19 protein-coding genes are annotated in these 21,090 nt (G+C 55.1%); 13 read left to right on the top strand and 6 right to left on the bottom strand.

The genetic code is table 11. From position 1 onward, the window contains the following. Nucleotides 1–63: 63 nt before the first annotated feature. The 8 genes from ONV78_RS20275 (at nt 64) to ONV78_RS20240 (ending at nt 9,611) form a co-directional block, all read left to right on the top strand. Nucleotides 64–879 (top strand): arylamine N-acetyltransferase, encoded by an 816-nt coding sequence (locus ONV78_RS20275; protein ID WP_279505886.1) that lies wholly within the window; start codon nt 64–66, stop codon nt 877–879. A 75-nt stretch (nt 880–954) separates the two neighbouring features. Next, complete coding sequence (locus ONV78_RS20270; protein ID WP_279505885.1) at nt 955–1,872, top strand: DMT family transporter; 918 nt, start codon at nt 955–957, stop codon at nt 1,870–1,872. Nucleotides 1,873–1,892: 20 nt separating this feature from the next. Further along, nucleotides 1,893–2,489 carry a Crp/Fnr family transcriptional regulator gene (locus ONV78_RS20265; RefSeq protein ID WP_279505883.1) on the top strand — a complete coding sequence of 199 codons (597 nt, stop codon included), beginning with the start codon at nt 1,893–1,895 and terminating at the stop codon, nt 2,487–2,489. 165 nt (nt 2,490–2,654) lie between these two features. Continuing rightward, a complete protein-coding gene (gene ada, locus ONV78_RS20260; protein WP_279505881.1) occupies nt 2,655–3,722 on the top strand; it encodes a bifunctional DNA-binding transcriptional regulator/O6-methylguanine-DNA methyltransferase Ada in 1,068 nt (355 codons plus the stop codon). Beyond that, nucleotides 3,719–4,471, top strand: coding sequence for a 2OG-Fe(II) oxygenase (locus tag ONV78_RS20255; RefSeq protein WP_279505879.1), 753 nt, complete (start codon nt 3,719–3,721; stop codon nt 4,469–4,471). The genes ada and ONV78_RS20255 overlap by 4 nt, the downstream gene beginning before the upstream one ends. Nucleotides 4,472–4,530: 59 nt before the next feature. After that, the gene (locus tag ONV78_RS20250) at nt 4,531–4,998 is read left to right on the top strand and encodes a hypothetical protein (protein ID WP_279505877.1); all 468 of its coding nucleotides are present in this window, start codon (nt 4,531–4,533) and stop codon (nt 4,996–4,998) included. A 388-nt stretch (nt 4,999–5,386) separates the two neighbouring features. Further along, a complete protein-coding gene (locus tag ONV78_RS20245) occupies nt 5,387–8,824 on the top strand; it encodes a hypothetical protein (protein WP_279505876.1) in 3,438 nt (1,145 codons plus the stop codon). A 112-nt stretch (nt 8,825–8,936) separates the two neighbouring features. Next, the gene (locus ONV78_RS20240) at nt 8,937–9,611 is read left to right on the top strand and encodes a hypothetical protein (protein ID WP_279505874.1); all 675 of its coding nucleotides are present in this window, start codon (nt 8,937–8,939) and stop codon (nt 9,609–9,611) included. Between the two features lie 68 nt (nt 9,612–9,679). Here ONV78_RS20240 and ONV78_RS20235 read toward each other — a convergent pair whose 3' ends face one another. Then, entirely contained in the window at nt 9,680–11,686 is a 2,007-nt protein-coding gene (locus ONV78_RS20235) for a calcineurin-like phosphoesterase C-terminal domain-containing protein (protein ID WP_279505872.1), read from the bottom strand. 198 nt (nt 11,687–11,884) lie between these two features. On the opposite strand from ONV78_RS20235, the gene ONV78_RS20230 reads away from it, so the two are divergent. Continuing rightward, nucleotides 11,885–12,211 carry a hypothetical protein gene (locus ONV78_RS20230; RefSeq protein ID WP_279505870.1) on the top strand — a complete coding sequence of 109 codons (327 nt, stop codon included), beginning with the start codon at nt 11,885–11,887 and terminating at the stop codon, nt 12,209–12,211. Nucleotides 12,212–12,226: 15 nt separating this feature from the next. Here the strand turns inward: ONV78_RS20230 and ONV78_RS20225 are convergent, their stop codons facing one another. Beyond that, complete coding sequence (locus tag ONV78_RS20225; protein ID WP_279505868.1) at nt 12,227–12,877, bottom strand: DUF3885 domain-containing protein; 651 nt, start codon at nt 12,875–12,877, stop codon at nt 12,227–12,229. Nucleotides 12,878–13,109: 232 nt separating this feature from the next. Here ONV78_RS20225 and ONV78_RS20220 point away from each other — a divergent pair, with 232 nt between their 5' ends. Then, entirely contained in the window at nt 13,110–14,453 is a 1,344-nt protein-coding gene (locus ONV78_RS20220; protein WP_279505867.1) for a diguanylate cyclase, read from the top strand. A 50-nt stretch (nt 14,454–14,503) separates the two neighbouring features. Here ONV78_RS20220 and ONV78_RS20215 read toward each other — a convergent pair whose 3' ends face one another. The 3 genes from ONV78_RS20215 to ONV78_RS20205 all read right to left on the bottom strand — a co-directional run bounded on the left by ONV78_RS20215 (nt 14,504) and on the right by ONV78_RS20205 (nt 17,297). Continuing rightward, on the bottom strand, nt 14,504–16,381 hold the full coding sequence (locus tag ONV78_RS20215) for a hypothetical protein (protein ID WP_279505866.1): 1,878 nt from the start codon (nt 16,379–16,381) through the stop codon (nt 14,504–14,506). A 148-nt stretch (nt 16,382–16,529) separates the two neighbouring features. Next, nucleotides 16,530–16,931 carry a hypothetical protein gene (locus tag ONV78_RS20210; protein WP_279505865.1) on the bottom strand — a complete coding sequence of 134 codons (402 nt, stop codon included), beginning with the start codon at nt 16,929–16,931 and terminating at the stop codon, nt 16,530–16,532. A 27-nt stretch (nt 16,932–16,958) separates the two neighbouring features. After that, nucleotides 16,959–17,297 (bottom strand): aldehyde-activating protein, encoded by a 339-nt coding sequence (locus tag ONV78_RS20205; protein WP_279505863.1) that lies wholly within the window; start codon nt 17,295–17,297, stop codon nt 16,959–16,961. Nucleotides 17,298–17,493: 196 nt separating this feature from the next. Between ONV78_RS20205 and ONV78_RS20200 the strand changes: the two genes are divergently transcribed. From ONV78_RS20200 to trxA, 3 genes are all read left to right on the top strand, one after another. Further along, nucleotides 17,494–18,384, top strand: a complete 891-nt coding sequence (locus tag ONV78_RS20200) for a DMT family transporter (protein ID WP_279505862.1) — start codon at nt 17,494–17,496, stop codon at nt 18,382–18,384. 85 nt (nt 18,385–18,469) lie between these two features. Further along, nucleotides 18,470–20,113, top strand: coding sequence for a PAS domain S-box protein (locus ONV78_RS20195; protein ID WP_279505861.1), 1,644 nt, complete (start codon nt 18,470–18,472; stop codon nt 20,111–20,113). A gap of 132 nt (nt 20,114–20,245) precedes the next feature. Beyond that, nucleotides 20,246–20,572, top strand: a complete 327-nt coding sequence (trxA, locus tag ONV78_RS20190; protein ID WP_216736977.1) for a thioredoxin — start codon at nt 20,246–20,248, stop codon at nt 20,570–20,572. A 193-nt stretch (nt 20,573–20,765) separates the two neighbouring features. On the opposite strand, the gene ONV78_RS20185 is transcribed toward trxA, so the two are convergent. After that, a complete protein-coding gene (locus ONV78_RS20185) occupies nt 20,766–21,053 on the bottom strand; it encodes a DUF2218 domain-containing protein (RefSeq protein WP_127973198.1) in 288 nt (95 codons plus the stop codon). Nucleotides 21,054–21,090 lie beyond the last annotated feature (37 nt).

Here is a 21,090-nt window from a genome sequence, read left to right as displayed (position 1 = left end):
TAATTACTTAGCGCAGAATTCAGGATAGGCTGACGGAAAATTGATTGAAGAAGGATAAATTCAATGACTTTGACCGAAATCGCCAACGCCTATTTTACTGACCTGGACGTTAACCCGAGTCGTCCAGTCCTGGAAATGATCCGCGATATGCAGAGCCGGCATATCGCCAAGCACAGCTTTAATAATCTGGCGGTGGCGCTGTCACAGGACATTCAAGTCGACAGTGAGTCTGTGTTCAACAAAATCGTGCGCCAGGGCTTCGGCGGCTATTGCTTCGAACACAATAAACTGACCTTCGACGCCCTTTCCGCACAGGGTTTGGATGTCCGCATCCTGCTGGCCCGAGTGGTCTACAACACCGACAACGATGTCCCCCGCACCCACCGCATCACGTTGCTCACGCTGGATGAAGGCCAGTACATTGTCGACACAGGCTTTGGACACTTCGGCGCGCGCTTTCCCATCAAACTCGAAGAAGGTCTGGAGCAGGATCTGGGAGACGCCGTTTATCGCATTGTCAAAAATGCGCGGGGAGATTATTGCTACCAGATTCTGAAGGAAGGTGAGTTTTTTACCCTCTACACCTTTGATCTGGGACGCTATACCGAAGCGGATTGCCTGACCGGGCATTTTTACTCTCACAAGCATCCCAACGCCGCGTTCCTGCACAACCTGGTGGTGTGCCGCAAGTACTTCAACGATGTGCAGTCATTGCGCAACGGCGAACTGCATCGTATGCGCAACGGCGAAACCACCATTGAGCCGGTCGCCGACGTCGAGACGCTGCACCGCCACCTGACGCAAACCTTTGAGTTGAGCGTGGACGCCGCCGTTTCAGAATTCCTGTTCAATAAATTTATCGCAGAAAAGTCCGCTTAAACGCGGACTCTCCTCGCGCGGCGCGCGAGCCTTTCGTTTTTACCCTGATTTTATTCCTTAAAGTGGATTCGACTTATGCACGCGCTCACGAAAGATACGCTGACGCTGTTGCTATGGGTGGCGTTAATGGCGTCCTCCTTTGTGATATCAGCCGACCTGCCTCAATACGCCAGCCCCATCGCCGGTACGGAGCTGCGTTTTATTCTGGCGACCTTGCTGCTGGCGCCGCTGGCGCTGTCCCGTTACGCCCTGTTCAGCGACCTTGGCCTGCTCATGCGCTATGGTTTGATCAGCCTGTTCCTGGTGCTGTTCTTTATCGGGTTGTTTGAAGCGCTGAAAACCACGACTGCCCTGAATACCTCCGTGATCTATACCCTGGTTCCGTTGATGAGCGTGACGATCAGCCGCATTTTTCTGGGCGCCGGCGTCAACGGCGTTATGTTATGCGGATTCGTCCTCGGCGCCGGCGGCGCGCTCTGGGTTTTGCTCGCCACTCATGGAAGCAGCGCGGAAACGCTCGCCTGGAACGACGGCGACGCGCTATTCCTGCTCGCCTGCGCCAGTCTCGCGCTGCACGTCACGCTCGTCAAAAAGTGGGGCTCCAATACGCCCCCCATTCAAGGGGCGTTTTACATCATGCTGATGGGAGCGGTCCTGATGGCGCCAATTACGATTGTCGCCGGCGATATTGAACAGGTCGCTTGGGGTGAGTTCGATTTCTGGCGGGTGCTGTTATATTTGACCCTGTTCGCCACGATCGCCACTTTTTATCTGCAGCAGCATCTGGTGCAGAAAGTCGGCCCTAACCGCCTGCTGGCGTTCAGTTATCTCATCCCTACATTCGTCGCCATCGGACAGGGTTTCATGCAAGGCCCAGGGCTGTGGTACAGTCTGCCCGGCGTGGCTCTGACGCTGCTCGCCCTGCTGCTGATCTCCGGCGCCTGGTCGCCAGCGGCGCGTAAGCCCCATGTTAGCGACGCACCGGCAAATTGATGTAGAGATGAGGGGACACGATGAATCAGCGGGAAATCGAACGGAGTTTCCTGAATTTTCTCAAGCAATCATTCCACCTGATTGACGCCGTCGACCTGACGGATTTGGATCTGCAGGGCGAAGTGCATTGCTACCGCAAGGGCGACCTGCTGATTCAGCAAGGTAGACCCGCCCCCAAGCTTTACTACTTCGCCAAAGGCTTCGCCCGCTATGTCTGCATCTCCCCTGAAGGCAAAGAGTTTACTCAGTCCTTCGCCTGCTCGCCCAATATCGCCGGCTCCACCCGCGCCATGGTGCTCAATGCGCCAGCGTTATTCAGCATAGAAGCGCTGGACGACGTACTTTGTCTGGAGTTCGACTGGAGTCATTTCAGCCAGAGCCTGCAACGTCATCCCGGGCTGCTCGCCACCTACACCAAAATGCTGGAAGCTCTGTTCATTGGCAAAGAAGAACGTATCTATGGCTTTGTGCAACTGACGGCGGAGCAACGCTATCTCAACTTCCTGGAACAAAATCCTCAACTGAGCGACAAAATTCCCCTGCAATACATCGCCTCCTACATCGGCATCACCCCTGTGGCGCTCAGCCGCATCCGCAAGAAACTGCGCCTCGACTGACCCTCTACTACCCGGCGGCTCCCTGGTAGATGGAGGGACAGGCGGAAGGGTGAACAGATGGACAAATGGACAGCTCGAATTTGAAAGCAATCCTCAGAGTGCGAGCAAAGACGTCCATTGCTAAATTCTCCGCCATCAGGTAGACCTTAACCAAGGAGCGCCACCATGAACGCATCAACCAAAGCCATCGCCACAGAAAATGATCCCCGCTGGCGCGCGCTGCTGGAGCGCGACGCCCAGGCGGACGGCAGTTTCTATTACTCAGTGAAGACCACCGGCGTTTATTGTCGTCCATCCTGCGCCGCCAGGACGCCGCGCCCAGAGAACGTATGCTTTTACGATAGCCGCGAAGAAGCGGAGCAGGCGGGATATCGCCCTTGTCGGCGCTGTCGCCCTGACGCTCCGCCTCTGGCCGCGCAGCAGGCGGAGAAAATCGCTGCGGCCTGCCGATTGATCGCTGACTCAGAAACCTTCCCCAGTCTGGATGAACTGGCCCAAAGCGTAGGCCTGAGCAAGTTTCACTTCCATCGTCTGTTCAAACAGATCACCGGCCTCACTCCGCGCGGCTACGCCGCCGCACAACGTCAGCAACGCCTCAACAGCGCCCTGCAGAATGCTGAGACGGTGACGGATGCCATCTATGACGCCGGGTACAGTTCCAATGGGCATTTTTATGGGGAATCGGATCACTTTCTCGGCATGACGCCAAGCGACTATCGTCGGGGCGGGACCAACGCGGAAATCCGTTTCGCGGTGGGCGAGTGCGCCCTGGGCGCCATCCTGGTCGCGCAAAGCGCTCGGGGCGTCTGCGCTATTTTACTGGGAGACGAACCTGAAGCCCTTGTGCATGAATTACAGGATCGCTTTCCCAAAGCGCAACTGATTGGCGACGACGCCGACTTCGAACGCCTGATCGCCAAAGTCGTGGGATTTGTGGAAGCGCCTCAGATCGGGCTCGACCTTCCCCTTGATGTGCGCGGCACCGCCTTTCAACAGCGCGTGTGGCGTGCTTTACAAGAGATTCCCTCAGGCGCGACGGCGAGTTACGCCGATATCGCCCAGCGCATCGGCTCCCCCAAATCCGTTCGCGCGGTGGCGCAGGCTTGCGCCGCCAACCTGTTGGCCGTGGCCATTCCCTGCCATCGCGTAGTTCGCAGCGACGGCGCGCTCTCGGGCTATCGCTGGGGCGTCGAACGCAAGCAGGCGCTGCTGGAGCGGGAGGCGCAGGAATGAACGGTTTTACTGACGCCGCGGCGATGCAAACGCCCGCTACAAGCCTGCCCACGCGCTTGAGCAGCTACGACTGGGAGCAAGCGGGTCATGAGTTAACGACCCGCGGCGCGGCCATACTGGGCGGATTGCTGAGCGAACAGGAGTGCGCAGCATTGGTCTCCCTGTATGACGAAGCGGAACTCTATCGCAGCAAAGTGATCATGGCGCATCATGGCTTCGGGCTGGGCGAATACCAATACTTCCGTTATCCCCTGCCCCATCTGGTCTCAGAGCTGCGGGCGCAGGCTTATCCCTATCTTGCGCCCGTGGCGAACCAATGGAACGCCGCCATGAATCTGGACATCCGCTACCCCGAAGCGCATCAGGACTTTATCACACGCTGCCACAACGATGGGCAGACGCGCCCGACGCCATTGATCCTTCAATATCAGGAAGGCGACTACAACTGCCTGCATCAGGATTTATACGGCGAACATGTCTTCCCCCTGCAACTGGCGGTGTTGCTGTCTGCGCCAGAGCGTGACTTTAGCGGCGGTGAATTTGTGCTGACAGAACAGCGGCCGCGCATGCAGTCCCGCGCGGAAGTGGTTCCACTACGGCAGGGCGATGGGGTAATCTTCGCAGTGCATCATCGCCCTGTACGAGGCGTCCGAGGGGTGTATCGCGTCACCATGCGCCATGGCGTCAGCCGGGTGCGCTCAGGCAGGCGCTATGCGCTGGGAGTGATTTTTCATGACGCCAAGGGTTAAACTTCTCAGCAAGATCCAGGTCTGACAAACGGCCGCAATTGACATTGATGGACTTATTCATGACAGCAGAGCACAGCGACAAGCAGTTCCATATCCAACCCGGCGTTGGCATCGGCGATTTGATATTCGGCCTTGGCAGAGAAGACGTGGAAAAATTGCTGGGCGCGCCGGATAAAGAGCATGTCAACGACTACAACGACGTCTTCCTGCATTATCACGAAAAACAACTGGCGCTGAGGTTTGACCATGACAGCGATCTCCGCCTGTCGTGGATTGATTGTCACAATCCCAAGGCGGTTTTGTTTGGGCAATCACTGATCGGGGAACCCCAGGGAGAGGTACTCAAGGTGGTTCAAAGCCATCATGCAGGAAAGTCTGAAGTCGATGAATTTCTGTCGTTCGAAAGTCATACCTATCACGATATCTGGACAGAATTTCAGTTCAACGACGGCCGCCTGACCAACATCAACCTCGGCTATGTGTTTGACGAGGACCATGAGCCCGTCTGGCCTGAGCGCAGTAGTTAAACTGCGCTTCCCACTTAACCTCCGCCTGTTCTTCTAAACGCTCGCCGCGACCTGACTTGGACGCGTCGAAAAAATTAGCAGTCGCCTTCACGCCGGCCAAAGATAGGCTTGCAGGGATATGCAGGCCATTCTTTCTTTGATGGGATCTTTCCCAGCCTCCGATTTTCCAGACAGTCCCGTCAGGTTACTTTACAACCAGCCCCGATCAACCTCCTCCAAAAGCTGACAATTACTCGATTTATAAAGCCCATAGCCCTGACTGGCTTAAGACTTGCTGGTTGTCACAGTTCATCACATTAGCAGTGGAAGTACGTGATTATAAAAGTCAGGGCGCCACTCGCTGTATCCAGGCGCTGCTCCGATAAGATCTACCAAGGAGAAGGGATATATGGTGGACAAAAAGCGCACGATCTCCTTCCTGTATATTGCAGCTCATGTCTTTGTATTTCTGATTGGCTGTCTGTTAATTCAGACATCCTTCGCACAAGAAGATGGCGACGTCTGGCCCACGCCGAACGGGCTTGTCGCTCCCTCGATGCTATTGACCCGCAGCTCACCGTTCGATCCTCCGGACACTGACAGTTTCGTCGCGGACGATGGCCCCGGTCTGGATACGGGATGCACGTTCAATACCAGCCCTGAACACCCGCTCATGATTGACGTCATGATTGACGTTTCCGTCGGGCCGGTGGACGGGGACGGCTACTTGATCGATCCCGCTCCCCTCATCGCCCAGGGAATCATTCCCGCCACCGTGGACATCATTCTGCCCGCCTTCGATGTGGACTTTAACGGCTCACCGCCGCCGGAACGCGATGAAGTTGTCTTCAACGGAACCAGTCTGGGCCTGTTGACCGGCGACAACAATGTCTGGAAGCTGAACACCTTCACGGTAAGCATTGAGAACATTAAGTTTCCCGCGCCGCCTGCGCCCGGAACGCCTCCCGCTCCTCGCGCCAACCGCGTCCAGGTCAACATCGACACGCTCAGCACCGGCCGCTGGTGCACCGCCGTCGATTGGGTGGCGCTGATTCTCCCGGTGGAGCCGAAAGTCGCGCTAACGCTGGAGCCCACTATCTCCAACCCCGTACGCGTCAATGACCTCGCCTCTAATGACTTGATTGACGTGATCTACCAGCAAACCAGCGACGCCAGCTGCAACCTGACGGAAGTGATCGGGCCGAAAGACGACTATCCTTTCTCCGGGCCAGCGGAATCCGGATGGTTCGGCTCTGGCGAGGTCAAGATACGCACCCGTCTGGACGCCTGTCCCACAGGCAGTCTGCCATCGGATGCGGAAGTCGAAGCCTCCTGGACAATTGTAGGCACGTCGTTGCACGGCACGGAAGTCTGGTCAGGGCCGGAGGGCGACATGACGCTCACTATGCCGGACGTCATCGGCGGCTATGACGTCGAGTTTGAATACAAAGTGGATGGCGACGCTCTGCCCACCATCACCCGCAAACTCTACGTCACCAAAACCACGCCGATCACGGCTGGCGCGCCCCGCATTTCCTGGTACGAGCACGCCACTGACTGGGCCAGCGGTTTGATTGATGAAGGCGACGTGCTGGAGCATCTGCTCAGCGGCGGCTACGCCTATGGTGGCTTGAACTGGCGTTATGGTTACAGCTTCGGCGCCGCCGTCAAATGCAATTGGAGTCAACTCAGCGCCGACCCGATCACCTGTGACTACTCCGACTGCTATGTATTCAGCGATGTGTTTGAAAACATGGCGGCCACATTGGGAATCGGCGGACTCAGCGCGGTGCGCACTGACGGGCGCGGCAATGGCTTCGTCACCACCGGCGCGCCGTCGCTTGACCCCGCCTTTACCGGCAGCGCCCGCCCCTTCGCCGGCGGACCTTATGACAAGTATGAGTTCTCCAGTCACAGCCTGCGCAGTCGCGGTTTTTTCTTTCCCGATTATTACGACGCCACCTTCAACGGCATTTATTCCGCCGTGGATGAATTCATCCTCTGGAACCATAACGGCGCGGTCGACTATGACGCTGACGGCGGCTATCTGGAAACCTTCGAAGGCGCTAAGGTGTATCCGGTGCCAGGCGCCCACTCTTACGATTCATGGGGGGATTACAAATACAAAGCGCCGGCGCCACTGGCCTTGCTCGCCTCAGCCAACAACGATCAGGGAGTGATGATGATAGAGCCTGACCTCAGTATTCCCGGCGATGTCGACTACGTGACGCCGGACTCCAACAGCGACGGGGCGTATGAAGCCTTGATCGCCAATGTGCGTGTGGACGTCAATCGCGCTGGCGTCTATCTGGTGATGGCGACCTTGCGTAAAAACGGCGAAGTGGTCGCCAATATTCCTGAGTTTGAGTCGATGAAATTCACCCAGGACACCGTCGGCGACGACCCAGGGCAGTACACCGCCAAGCTGAAGTTTTCCGGCGAGCAGATCCTGCGGTCCGGCAAAGACGGCCCTTATGAGGTCAAGGTGATCGCGTTCGCCGAAGGCTCAACGCCGGTGCAAGCTGTGCTGACGACGCCCGCGTATGTTCACGGCCAATTTGGCGAGAAAGGCTCGCACCTGACGGATATCTCTGACGCCGCCGTGGATACTGACGGCGACTCCCGCTATGACTATCTGGAAGCCGTGGTGCAGGCGAAAGTCTCCAAGGAAGGCGAGTACATGCTGCAGGGCGTTTTGATGAAGGCGGGCAAAACGGTCGCCAACGCGACGGAGCGCTTCCCTCTCGCCAACGGCCCTCACAGCCTGACCCTGCGCTTCCCCGGCTCCACCATTTTCCGCTCCGGCGAGGACGGCCCATATGAGTTGGTGGTGGGCCTGTTCAATGCCGATGGAGAGCGACAGGCGGATATTGGCGCGATGACTCAGGCGTATCACCATGGCGAGTTCGAAGGACTGCTGGACGTCACCGGCGCCTTTTCCGATCAGGGCGTGGACACCAATGGCAACGGGCTGTTCGAGCAACTGAAAATCCAGTTCAGCGCAGACCTGAGAGCTGCCGGAACCTTCATGACGTCCGCCGCGTTGCGCAACGCATCCGGTCCTTTGGCGGTATACATGGATGAGGTCAAGACCTTCAACCATGGCGAACAAACCGTCGCGCTGACCTTCTCCGGTCCTGAAATCAACCAGTTGGAGTTAGATGGGCCCTATTTCGTCAGAGTAACGCTGCGCCACCCCGATACGCTGGAGATTATCGACCAGGTCGCGATCAGCGACGCGACTGCACCTTACAGCCACAGTGACTTTGAGCCGATATCAACCCCCGGCGCTATCGTGTTGACCGGTGCCTCCAGCGACGCCGGTGTCGATAACAACGGCAACGGGCTTTTTGACTTGCTTCGCGTCAAGGTTGGCGTCTCTCTCGCCAAGTCCGACGTCTATACCTGGAGTGCAAGGCTGCTGGACGTTAAGGGTAATGAGATCGGCTTCCACGCCAAAACCGGCGCGCTCAATAAGGGAGATTCGGAGATTGAGTTCAATTTCGCCGGACTTCCCATTGGCCAAAACGGCATTGCCGGACCTTACTACGTGCGGGGCTTGCTGATGTATGGCTCCAGCGGCGGCAATCTGGTGGCGAGCAGCGTGGCGACGACCAAGGGCTACGCCGCCAGCGAATTTGAGGGCTTTGTCGGCCCGGTCAAAGGCGATGTTGATGGCGACGGCGACGTGGATCGGGATGATCTGAACGTCGTGGTGTCCGCTCGTAACACGCCGGCGACAGGCAGTGATGATCCCAGGGATCTGGATGGCGACGGCATGATCACCAGCCTGGACGCCCGCCAGCTGCGGCTGCTGTGCACCCGGCCGTACTGCGCGACGCAGTGAGCGCCGTCGCCCTGTCGTTTTGACGTTTATATTCACTCACAAGCACTAACCGGAAACCGGAGCGACGGCGCAAGCCGCCCGCTCCGGCCTCAACCCCACAGGGAGAACTTCTATGTCCACCTCTCGGTTGTTGTCTATCGCACATGTGTTGAAAAGCGTTCTGGCGTCGCTTCTATTAACTTTCGGCATAGCGGTTTTTTGCGGCATGCAGGCCCAGGCCGCAGTCATTACCGTTCTGCCTTCCACCTCCACAGTACTGCCGGGCCAGCTGTTTACTGTCGATATTTCTATCAGCGGTCTGGCGCCCGGCGGCGCGCCGTCGTTATCCACCTTTGACCTCAATTTAAGCTTTGATCCCGGTGCCGTCGCTATCGACGCCACCGACGCGGACGACAATGGCGTGATGGACAGCGTCGCGCTGGACCCACACGGCCAGCTGGATGTTCTAGGGCTTGGTTTGAATCCCATGTCAGCCGAACTTTTCGCGCCCGGGGAACTGAACCTGTTCGATCTGTCTCTGGATATTCCTGCGGATCTGGACGCCCATCAGGACAACTCCTTTCTGCTCGCGTCTCTCAGTTTCACCGCCCTGTCGTCGGGATTCAGCTATTTCTCCGTGGTCGTCAACTCACTGGGAAATTCTCTCGGCAATCCTATTGCAGCGAGCGTCAATAACGGCGGCGTGACGATCGTGGCGGAGCCCGCTCTATTGCAGAGTCTGTTTATCAGCGGTCTGATGTGGATAGGTATGGCGGGGTTGCGCAAACGAGGCGCACAGGTCGTATAAAGGCCAACCTGACCCACGCCACTGTCGGAGTCCAACTCCGGCAGTGGCGCTAACAGCTTGATGTAAGTCTACTCAAACACTTCCTTGCGGAAATACGGCGCCGGCCGCTCGTCCATCACTTCAAAGGCTTTTACGCTGGTGAAGATCTGACCCTCGCCGTTACTCACGATGACTCTCAGATAGTGCGAGCCTTGCTCCAGGTCCGCGGGAATAGCGACAGTCCAGATATGATTGGAGGATTCCGTCCACATGGACGCGCCGGAGGGTTGCGGATCGGCGACGCCAAAACGGGAGCCGTTAAACAACTCAAACCCCTGAGCCCGCTCCTCTCCTGATTCACTCTTGGCGGCATAGCGATACACATACATCTGCTTCTTCAGGGCGAAAGGATCGAGGCTATTGCTCTTGCCTTCACCGGTCCCACTCTGAGTGCGCACGGCTTCAACCAGAGGACCATCGTCGATATGCGTCCACACCTGCGTATTTTTGGAGCCGTTCCACACATTGATGGCCGCACTGACGCCGCCAGCGAAATCAGCGTCGGTCAAAATGCTGGTGTCCGGTAAATCATTGAGATTCAAGGGCGGCGTCGGCGAACGGGAGCCTTCGGGCGTCAACGCCCACTCTTTCAGAGACTGATACCAGTTCAAAAAGGTCGGCGACAGGAAGTCCACGGACATTTGCTCCTGTGGGTCCTTGCCGGCGGCTTTGAAAGTACTGGTGAACTGCGATCCCTTAAACTCAAAGAGCATATATCCACGCGGCGCTCCCATGCGCTGGATGGACATCGGCAGGTTGTTATCGTCAAAGTCGCCGGACCACCATGAGCCCGCCGTAGCGCCGGTAATAATGTGCGGGATCGGCGTGGGTCCCGCCCCCACCGCTTCGTCCCATCCCTGATAGAACTCGCCGGCGACGATGTTTTCCAGGTTATGCGTATGCCCCGCCAGCGCCAGAGCGGGACGCCCCTGCAACAGCTCATACAGCCAGGCGACGTTATCCGTCTGATGCTTGGTGGAGCCCATATCCGAGAACGACACCAACGGAATATGCATGTTCAGCACGATCAACTTATGTTGCGACGTCGCAGCGATATCGTTGGTCAGCCACTCCACCTGCGCTTCATCAATGACGCCGTTATAGGTGGGAGCAGTCGCCGGATTGTCGCAATAGTCATGTTTGCCGTCGGCATTATCCGACTCAGGCGTGCAGGGATAGCGCACATTATCCAGCACGACAAAATGCACGTCGCCGACTTCAAAGGAGTAGTAAGCGGGTCCCCACTCGCGCTTGAACGTATCCAGGCTGTGCTTATCGCTGGTGGCGTCATTGTCGATATCATGGTTGCCCGGCGTCAGATAGACCGGCACGCCGGCTATGCTCATCGTCTTTTTCAGACGGGGATACAGACCCAGATCATCGCCAATGATGTCGCCTTCAATCATCACCAGTTCCAGATCCTGCCTCGCCGCCAACTCTGCGGCCAGAGAGTCGCGCACGTAACCAACTTCGTTGTTGGAATAGGGCTGCGTGTCGCCGGATACGGCAATTTTGAAGTGTTTCTTATAAGGGCCCCGCACCATGGGGAAATTCACCGCCTTCGGCTGCGGTCCGCTGGCTGGCAACCCGCCAAAGCGCAGCTCCGGCGAACCGTTGGGAATATGGTGATAGGAAAACTGCGGGACGTTGTCTTCGTTGACCGGCAAATCGAAACCGGCCGGCTTGGTGACGAACAGGGTGAATGCATTCAGGCCGCGGGATTTCGCGGGTAATTTGTAATAACCGCGATAGTCCGTCAGCGCCACATCATATCCATTGGACACCCTCACCCGTGGCAATCCGCGCTCGCCACGATCCAGCTTGCCGTTACGGTTACGATCTTCAAAAACCCGACCTTCCGCAAATTCCCGTGTGACCTCACCGTTGTCGGAGGGAATTATTTCCACTCCGCCACGATACAATTCCGGGCGTCCGCCCAACCCGTTGAAAGCGTCCGCTGACACCGTCGGCGCCGCATCAGCCAGCCCGGCGAACGCCGCGCTCACGCCTATAATGAATGGGGTTATGGTTTTCACAATGCCTCCTTTTGTTGCATGAATTCCTTTGTCTTGAGCTAAGGAGTGTACATCGTAAAAGTGCAAAGTGACGTTATAAGGTCATGTTTGTAAAAGTTATTTTGCAGGGATCAAATTAATGGTGGATGGGCTGGACGATAGCCCGATTGCGTGCTCCAACAAGCAGGTTAAGACGCTGGTTAGAGGATATTTCGTCTTATGAGCAAGTCTGGCTTTCTGTCTCAACTGTTCAGGGAAATCATCATCCCCCTCGCCATCGTGGCGGCGTTGATCGGCGCCGTTATCGCCCTGCGATGGGGACTGGAGCACTCAATCCAGACATTTTGCGAGGACCTCCCGCAAGGCGCGTTAATAGAAACCGTCATTCAGGAAGCCGAGGCCAAGGGATTCATTGTTATGCGCGACGGCGCCGCGTCAGACAGATTAAGCATCCTGAATCATCAAGCGCCTTTCTTCCGGGTGGCCTGTCAGTGTGAGTTTTCGGATGGAAGGCTGCAAACCAAGCGACGATTGCAGGCGGACTAGCGCTTAAGCCTGTGGCTACTCATTCAGGAACAGCGCGTCGATTCCCGGCTTGTCCTGATCCAGAATCCAATCGTTACAGCGAACGTATACTTCCCTCAGAGCGCTACGATTTGTCGCAATGACATCCATGCCACGATCATCGTACAAATGAAGGATCATACCTTTTGTTCGGTTCACGAAATAACAGCGCCCACGCAACGACGGTTTCCGTTGAGGAAAGTCCGTGTTCACTATGGATAAAAACAGGTTTGCATAGTTCACTTCTCTGGAGATTGCTCCTGTTACATACGCGATTTTCCGATATTGGCCTCTAGCGCCATCCACCTTTTTCGATGCAAAGGTTACATGCTTGCGCGCCGAATCATTTATCTGCCGTAAAACATAACTCTTCATCTTTATTTTACGGCGACGATGGCCAAGAATTTCATATACAACGTCCACATCGTCGGATTCTGAAAAGACCGCATCACAGATAGAAACCTCTCGCTGCAAGGCCTTTTCAAAATAAAGGGTATTCAAAACGCCGTTTTCAAAATCGCGCCAGACGCCTGCTTCCGGCGACCCGATCTCGAACCGGACTCCGATAGGCCACCTGTAAAACAAGGGCGGCGCCAACTCGAGCCCCTTGAAGTTATTTTGAAGATAGCGGCACACCGAGTTTTCCATTTGCACTCCCTTTCAACCCCTTTCTCACTTCACAGACCTTCGGGGACATAGAAAAATTCACCTCAGACAGCACTTAATCTTTAAGCGCCACATGCTAAAACAGCTGGCGCCAGGCTGGCCTTATACTTTTTGGCCATACCTGAGCAGCGTTATCACGCTGGGCTATAATAAGTAGGAACACCTATTCAAGAAAGGCTACAATAATTTACCACGTCCACTTGTTGAGAGCGCCGTGACCTCATTAAAAGCAAAACTCGTTTTGGCCTTGATTTCCACCAGTCTGCTAGTCGTAATCATCATCGCCATTATGACGCCGATTATGGTGGAGCACGAATTCGTCGAGCATGCCAAGGACGCGCATTATGGGCGCTTTCAAGCCGCCATTGAACGCTATATTCGGGAGAACAATTCCTGGGACACGGAAAAAGACGCGCTGCGTTTCGCCATAGCGGAAGAAAATAGTCGCAAATTACATCGTAAGCCCCGCAATCCTCCACCTATGAGGCCACAAGGCCAGGGGGACGCGCCCTATTTCTCCGGGCTGCCCCCGCCGATGCAACGCCCTGACGCCAATGCATCGGATGAACGCCCCTTCGCATTCGTACTGACGGACACCCAGGGCCATATTCTGCATGGAGGCAAGGACTATAAAATTGGTCAGAAGCTCACAGAAGAGGAGCTGTCAGGCGCCGATTCTCTGTGGTTGAAAGGCCGCCTTGTGGCCTATGCGCTTTCCAGCGGCGAACCAGATCTGTCGGCAGCCGATCTCGCCTATTTGCATACGCTGAGGGAAACGCTGTTCTTCTCCGCATTAGGCGCTATCGTATTCATCATTCCATTTGGGATCTGGGAAGGAAGCCGTCTCGTGCGCACCCTGAATCACCTGACATCTGCGGTGAACCGCATGGCGGAGGGCGACTTCAAGCAGCAGGTGCCGGTCAAATCCGAAGACGAAGTCGGCGCTCTGGCGAAGGCGTTCAACCTGATGAACACCCAGTTGCATGAGGCTTACAAAAACCTGGAGGACTCTCGCAACAAAGTCGCGAAACAGGCGGAACAGCTAAGAGAACTCAGTATCCGCGATGAACTCACCGGGCTTTATAACCGCCGCTTTTTCAATGAAGAAGTCAAAGTGCTTCACGCCAACGCGTTGCGCTACGGTAACGGCTTTTGTCTGGTGCTGGGAGACATCGACTTTTTCAAACGCATCAATGACGGTTATTCCCATGTCATTGGCGACGAAGTGCTGAAACAGGTGTCGAAAATCCTCATGAACAGCATTCGCAACAGCGACATCGTAGCCCGTTACGGCGGTGAGGAAATGGTGTTAGCGCTGCCCAACACCTCACCCAAAGCCGCGATGGAAATGATGGAGAGAATCCGCAAAGCCATTGAGCAGCACCCATGGGAGCAGACGGCAGAAGGTTTGACCGTCACCATGAGCTTCGGCATCTGTGATGAAACCAACGGCGAACACTTCGAACACATGCTGGCCGTGGCGGATGAGCTGCTATACAAGGCCAAGAACAATGGCCGCAACCAGGTTTGCAGCCTGAGCTGCTCCCAGGTTCATTGAAGAGACATCAACCAGGCTGCCGCGGATGGCGGCCTATCTTCGCCTAACGGCTAATGCGAATCGTCCCGCTGCGATTCCTGTCTGAGATAGCCAGCCGCCTCTTCATCATGAGCCAGGGTTTGCTGGGTGGGGATAGCCCGGGTTTGCTGATTAAGCTGATGAATCTGCGACGCGTTGCCTAGATCTCTTGCGCTGGTGATCGCGGCGATGGACTCCCTGTCTTTCAAGAACGCCACCACGTCGTGTTTAATCTCCTGCAACTGCTCGTCATCCCGATGCATCTCCAGAATATGTCTGGGATGCTCCAGGTTTCTCATACCAGTGGCGGCGAAAGTGGTCGAAACGATGCGCGAGACAATCACCCATGGCGTAATGCTGCAGCGCACCAGAGTATTCTCCGAACGGGTGCTGTCGTGAATGCCAGTTCCAGTGGAAATTTTCGACTCAGTAAAAGTGCCTTCGCACTTGAAGTAGACCAGCAGCGATTCAAACTGGATTTCAGCAAAGAATAAATGCGCCGCGCCGCTGAGCAATTTGGCGAAAGACTTGAGCAGAAAGCCGATCAGAAACATATGCGCGCAACTCATCAGTAGCCCCGCCCATTCCTCAAAACGCGGCGTTCCCCATATTTCTTTCAATGAAGAGATGCCCGACTGCACAGTAAAGGCATATAGATCCACCAACGCATACGCCAGCATCAACGTGTACACAGTCGCTGCGATAAACAGGATATTTCCCGCCAACAACGCCGCTACTCGCAGCTTTTTGAAGAGCTCACCCAGTTCCAGGGCTCTGACCTTCGGCTGCACTTCCTGAATCATTTCTCCTTTGAAGCCGCCTTTGCCATCCACCTGCTCGTCCAGTTTTGGGTCAAGTTCGCGGTATACACGGTTCGGGACCTCTTTGTAACGGCGATTGGCCATGACAAGGTTATCGAGATTGATGAAAATTTCCTTGGGATGGACCGACTCCTGCCAGTTCTCCCGCAGCTCGGACACTTCGGCGACAGGCTCGGCGCTACTCAGGCGCCGCTTCAACATCAGCAATACGATCACACTGCAGGCAGCGGCGATCAGCAATGCGCCGACAATATAAAGCCCTGCGTGCAGGTCAGGCAGTTGCGCCAGCCAGCCTTCAACGTCCGTCCGCGAGATCTTCCACTGTGACATGGCCCAGGACAACGCCAGACCGACGATCAACGGGATAATGAACGAGAGCGCAATCACCTTGGCGAGAGAGCCGCCGCCCAGCGATTCAACCTGCTTCTCCGCTTTGCGGTCCAAAGGTTTTCCTGCAGCTCGCCAGGTAAACAACAAATAGGCCATCAATAACGCCGTATACACGGGAAAGGCCAACTCTCCCGCCTCTCCCGCAAAACCGGCGAGAGACACAAATGCGACAAACGCATAGGCGACCAGCATCACTGCGGTATTCACCCAGGCGCCAAACAGACGCTGCGACATATTCCTGACTGGATACGGCATAAATAGCAGCTTGGGAACAAGGCTGTGAATCAGACGCGCCAGCAAGCCTTTCGGCTCCACAAAGGTGATGTTCTTGCGCCCCATCAGCATTTCTTCCAGCTGCCGATGGTCATAGCCCACGTAGGTCCGTTCTTCCTGCGCCGTACTGGCCTGGGATTTACTCTGATTTACCGCCAGCGAGGTGGGATGATTACGCCCGACAAAATAACGCAGCATCGCATAGACGCCCGAAGATAAGGCGATGACGCCCATGCTCAGAACGAGCACGCCAAAGGCCATCAGAATCCAGCCTGAAGCGGCGTCGCCTTTGACCACGCTCGCCGCCGTCACAAGAAGATAAAGAGCGACCAAAACCTGAATCGCGCCTCTGCCCGCCGTCACGGCGCCTTCGAGTTTGAAAGGATTTTTCAGCCCCAGGTCGATGGAGCCATAATCAAATGCCATTCGTTAATCCTTAAGTCAGGGATGTAGTAAGAGGTGTAGTTGGTTTTTGTTGTATTAATTCGCCCTATTATATTCCGAGCCCAGGCGCTTTGGATAAACAAAAATCGTCCACCCAATAACGCGCGCCCACACAGGGAAAACAACGCCGCTAGGCGACGTCGGGAAAGACAATGGTCGGATAAGACTGCGACAGGACACTGATACAGTCGTTTTCGCCAATGATCAGATACTCCTGCAACCCTTCATGATGCTGTGACACAAATCCCGACCGCTGCGATTCCTGCTCCAACCAGCCGCCGGCGTGAATCCTGAACGCCCATCCCTGCTTTGAAGTGAGGCTTCCCCAGAACTCCAGCAGATCTCCCTCATCCAGCACCCTGAACCCCGTAGGACGTTCAAAAGTCATGCTGATCCGGCCATCCAGCGTCGGCGACGCCAAATCAACCCGTAAAAACTGCAAATCGTAGTGAACGCCTACGATTTCCAACCCCTCGCTATGTTCGCTTTCGATGACGTCAAAAATGACCTTTTTATCTTTATCTACATCCATACTCACTTCCGTAACCCTATATATCTATCAATCAGCGCCATCAATTTCACGCACAGGAATAGCCGCAAGCACATCCCAAGGCGCCATGTTCATATTAATCGCCACTATCTCCCCCGGGCATTTAGGCGTCGTGACATAGTGGGTGACGCACCCGCAGAGATTGCAGCGGTGGAACTCCAACTCCCTATCTCCCCATATATAAAAGACAGATTTTTCTTTCTCATATCCAATCTCTACTTCTTCTGGAGAGAAGTATCCCCATAAAGCCGCATACCTGCGGCAAATCGAACAATTGCACTTACCAACCTCAGCCGGCGGATTTTCAATTGATAGCTTGATGTTGCCGCAATGGCAGGTTATTTCCATTTACTAATCCCTTGAAAAATAATAACAATAAGAACAGCTGCAAAACGGGCGGCGCATATTTCCGGTTTCCTCGATTAGCTTCGGTGAAAATCACTTTCCCCACAAGCTCATAGCCAGATAAAAGCGTCGCATTATTGTCCCCATCAGCAAGCCTTTTACCAGAGAAGAAGCAGGAAAATAACGATAGGCAAACAGGATGTTATACAGCTTTCTATGCGCTACTTTATGGGCGTCGACAGGGATTTTCGTTAAGTTCATCGATGGCATGAGCGTTTTCCATATCATCTGGGGACGCTTTTTAGTTGCTTTCATTTTCGGCGCAGTATTACTAAAAGCGCATTCTTTCAGCCGTAGTGGGCCTTCTGCCTATCAGGCGCAGGAATTCCCATTGGCGTTGATGATGACGCTTTATTATGTGCTGGCGACATTCTCTTTCTATTACGCTCCTGTCGCCGTCGCCGCGCTGTTAATCGCTCTCGCGCCGTTGTTTACTTTTCTTCTGCGTTTGTTCCTGCAGAGTGAATTCAATCAGAATGAACTCATCGGGTTTCTTATCGCCTTTGCCGGCCTGGCGTTCTATTTCTACGGCAAAGACTATGCTGCGGAAGGTTACGCCATCAGCGATATACTCCTTGGCTCTGCGCTTGGTTTGGGCGCCGCATTTTTGCGAGCCATGTTTTCTTTTTCCTTGTGGCGCAGAGTAAATCAGGGGAGAGTCGTTAACGCCGCCAACATCAACAATCTGACCCTCGTACTTGGCGTCGCACTCTTATTGCCATGCCTGCTTCTTCAGCCAGGAGATGCAAAAGTGACTCAGCACAATCTGATATTGATTGTCGGTTTGGGACTGCTCGCCACCTTTTTGCCCAATTTGCTGAACAATCTGTCTTCCATGAAATTGAGCCCTACCCTGCACAATATCATTGGCATGACCACGCCCATCTCCGCCAGCCTGATGGCCTGGGCGTTCCTGGATGAGGCTCAGGACCTGCAAGCGTTGCTAGCCATCATCATCACGGTATCAGGTATTTTTCTGTCCATGCGCCCAAGCAAAAAGCCGGTTCGCATTGGCGCCACAAAAAGCTAATCCAATATCACGTATATGCCAACGACTCCCGCAAAACTTGTCTATTCTTGCTTAGAGGAAAGGAATAGTCGCTGGGAATATGCGTATGAAGAACACTCTATGGGAGCAGTTCAAGGCAGGCCTGTTTCGTGGCAAAGCGGAGCGGGAGACATTGCACAATGTAGTGGAGTACGCCCCCAACGCCATCATACTGATCGACCAGGACGGTCTCATTCAAATGGTGAATGCGCAGACCGAGCTCGGCTTTGGTTATTCACGCCGAGAACTGATTGGCCAGCCGGTTGAGATACTGGTTCCTCATCGTTTCCGTAACGCTCACCCCGCACAACGCAACAGCTTTTTTGCGCATCCTGAGCGTCGCGCAATGGGCTCTGGACGCGACCTGTTCGGCATGCGCAAAGACGGCGCGGAGTTCCCTATTGAAATCGGCCTGACGCCGATTCCATCAGGAGGCAAGATGATGGCGATGGCCAGCATTATCGACCTCACTGAACGTAAACGCGCCGAGGAGCGCTTTCGCCAGGTCATCGAGTCCGCGCCCAACGCCATTGTAGTCGTCAACAGACAGGGCGAGGTGACGTTGGTGAATGCGCAAATGGAAAAGATATTCGGCTACTCCAGGAATGAAGTGATTGGTAAGCCTGTCGACTTTCTCATTCCAGAGCGTTTTCGCAGTCGCCACGCCAGCTTTATCAACTCCTTTTTCGCCTATCCCAGCACCCGCAGCATGGGGGCCGGTAGAGAGCTGTACGGACGCAAGCGAGACGGATCTGAGTTCCCCGTCGAGATTGGCTTGAACCCCATGGCGTCAGAAGAAGGACCCATGGTGCTGGCGAGCATTTTTGACATCTCTGAGCGCAAGCTGGCGGACGAAAAGGCCACCCGACTGCGCAAAGAACTGCATGACGTCATTTCCGTGCTTGCAACCGCCAATGATGAAATCATGTGCTCCGTCAATCAGGCGGTGACTAGCAGCCAGGATACCGCCACCGCCATCAGCGAAATCGCCGCCACGGTTGAAGAAGTCAAACAGACGGCATTGATGGCGGGCAGCAAAGCCAAGACGGTCGTCGAAAGCGCCGAGCAGACCCGTAAAGTCGCCAAAGAAGGGCACGCCGCGGTGAATGACGCGCTGCAGGGAATGCAGCAAATCCGCACCCAAATGGAAGGTATTGGCGAAAGCATTACACAACTGTGCGATCAAACTCAGACCATCGGCGATGTGGTCGCCGCGGTAAACGATCTGGCGGAGCAGTCGAACCTGTTGGGCGTGAACGCCTCCATCGAAGCGGTTAAAGCCGGGGAAATCGGACGCGGCTTCTCCGTTGTGGCGCAGGAGGTTAAATCCCTGGCGGAACAGTCCAAAGTCGCGACCAAACAGGTGCGCGCCATTCTGACTGATATTCAGAAGGCGATGAACAAAACCGTATTAGTCGCTGAGCAAGGCCACAAAGCGGTCGCGATTGGAACCCAGCGGGCGCAGTTCAGTGGTGAAGCGATCAAGGCGCTCATGGACAACGCCACAACCTCAAGCCAGATGGCGATTCAGATCGCCGCCACCAGTCAGCAACAAATCAGCGGCATGGATCAAATCGCCCAGGCGATAGAGAGCATCAGAGAAGCGAGCCAGGGTAATGTCAGCGGTATCCGACAGGTGGAGGAAACCGTGCGCAACCTGCATCAATTGGGCGCAAGACTAAAAGAGCTGGCGGCGCACTTTAAACCTTAAGCAAGCGCCCTGTCCCCAACCCAAGCCATCATCACCTTTACTAATCAGCGCCATATAAAAGGTCAATTAGTCCTGTTTGCGTTTCATCCCCATTATTGCCTCAGTTACACAATTTCAGATTCGAGGTGAGCCATGAGCGCATTCGTAAAGCACATTTCAGATGCAGATTTTAAAGACGCCGTCATCAATTCAGACAAGCCTGTATTAGTGGATTTTTGGGCTGAATGGTGCGGGCCATGCCGGGCGATTGCGCCAGTGCTGGACGAGTTAGCGGAAGAGATGGCGGACGATATTCAGGTCGTCAAAGTCAATGTGGATGACAATCAGGCGATCGCCAGCGCGATGGGCATTCGCAGCATTCCGACTCTGATTGTCTTCAAGGATGGCAAGGCCGTAGCCAACCACAGCGGCGCCGTGGGTATGGCGCAGTTAAAGAACTTTGTTGCGCAAGCGATTTAGTACCCCCTCTTGGAGCAACGCCCTGTTGCTCCTTTTTTATCTATTCACCACTTTATTTATTCGCCACGTTTTTCCGCCATCACATCTTGGCGACTTCTTGCGCCTGCGCTAAAAACACGTCGCCACAAACGAAAAAACGCGCCGCCCGGAAGACGTCGGACGAACGCGTAATACAGCTAAAAACGTTGACGGTTTAATCGACGCGACGCCAGTTAATCTGGATATCTTCCTTGCGTGCGAAGCGAACTAGGTGATCATCCAGAATATATTGAACCACGCCAAGCGCTTCCTCGTTCTCCGCCTCGCAAACCATTTCCAGCGTCGCCTGATCGGCTTTCATCACGCAAGTACCGGGCTTGAACTGCACCCGACCTTCATGATCATCCCATTCCGCCGGCACTTTATGGCGAAAGTGTTTGCACAGTTTGTTGAGGTACAGGCTCGCAGAGTCTGTAGGTACTGTCGCGACAGATTTAAGCATTGGTGTTTCCTTTTTATGTTAAGGCCTCTATGCAGAG

Source organism: Hahella sp. CR1 (assembly GCF_029813005.1).
Taxonomy (GTDB): domain Bacteria; phylum Pseudomonadota; class Gammaproteobacteria; order Pseudomonadales; family Oleiphilaceae; genus Hahella.
Note: the sequence above shows the minus strand (reverse complement) of the source record. Positions and strands in the feature narration are given on the sequence as shown.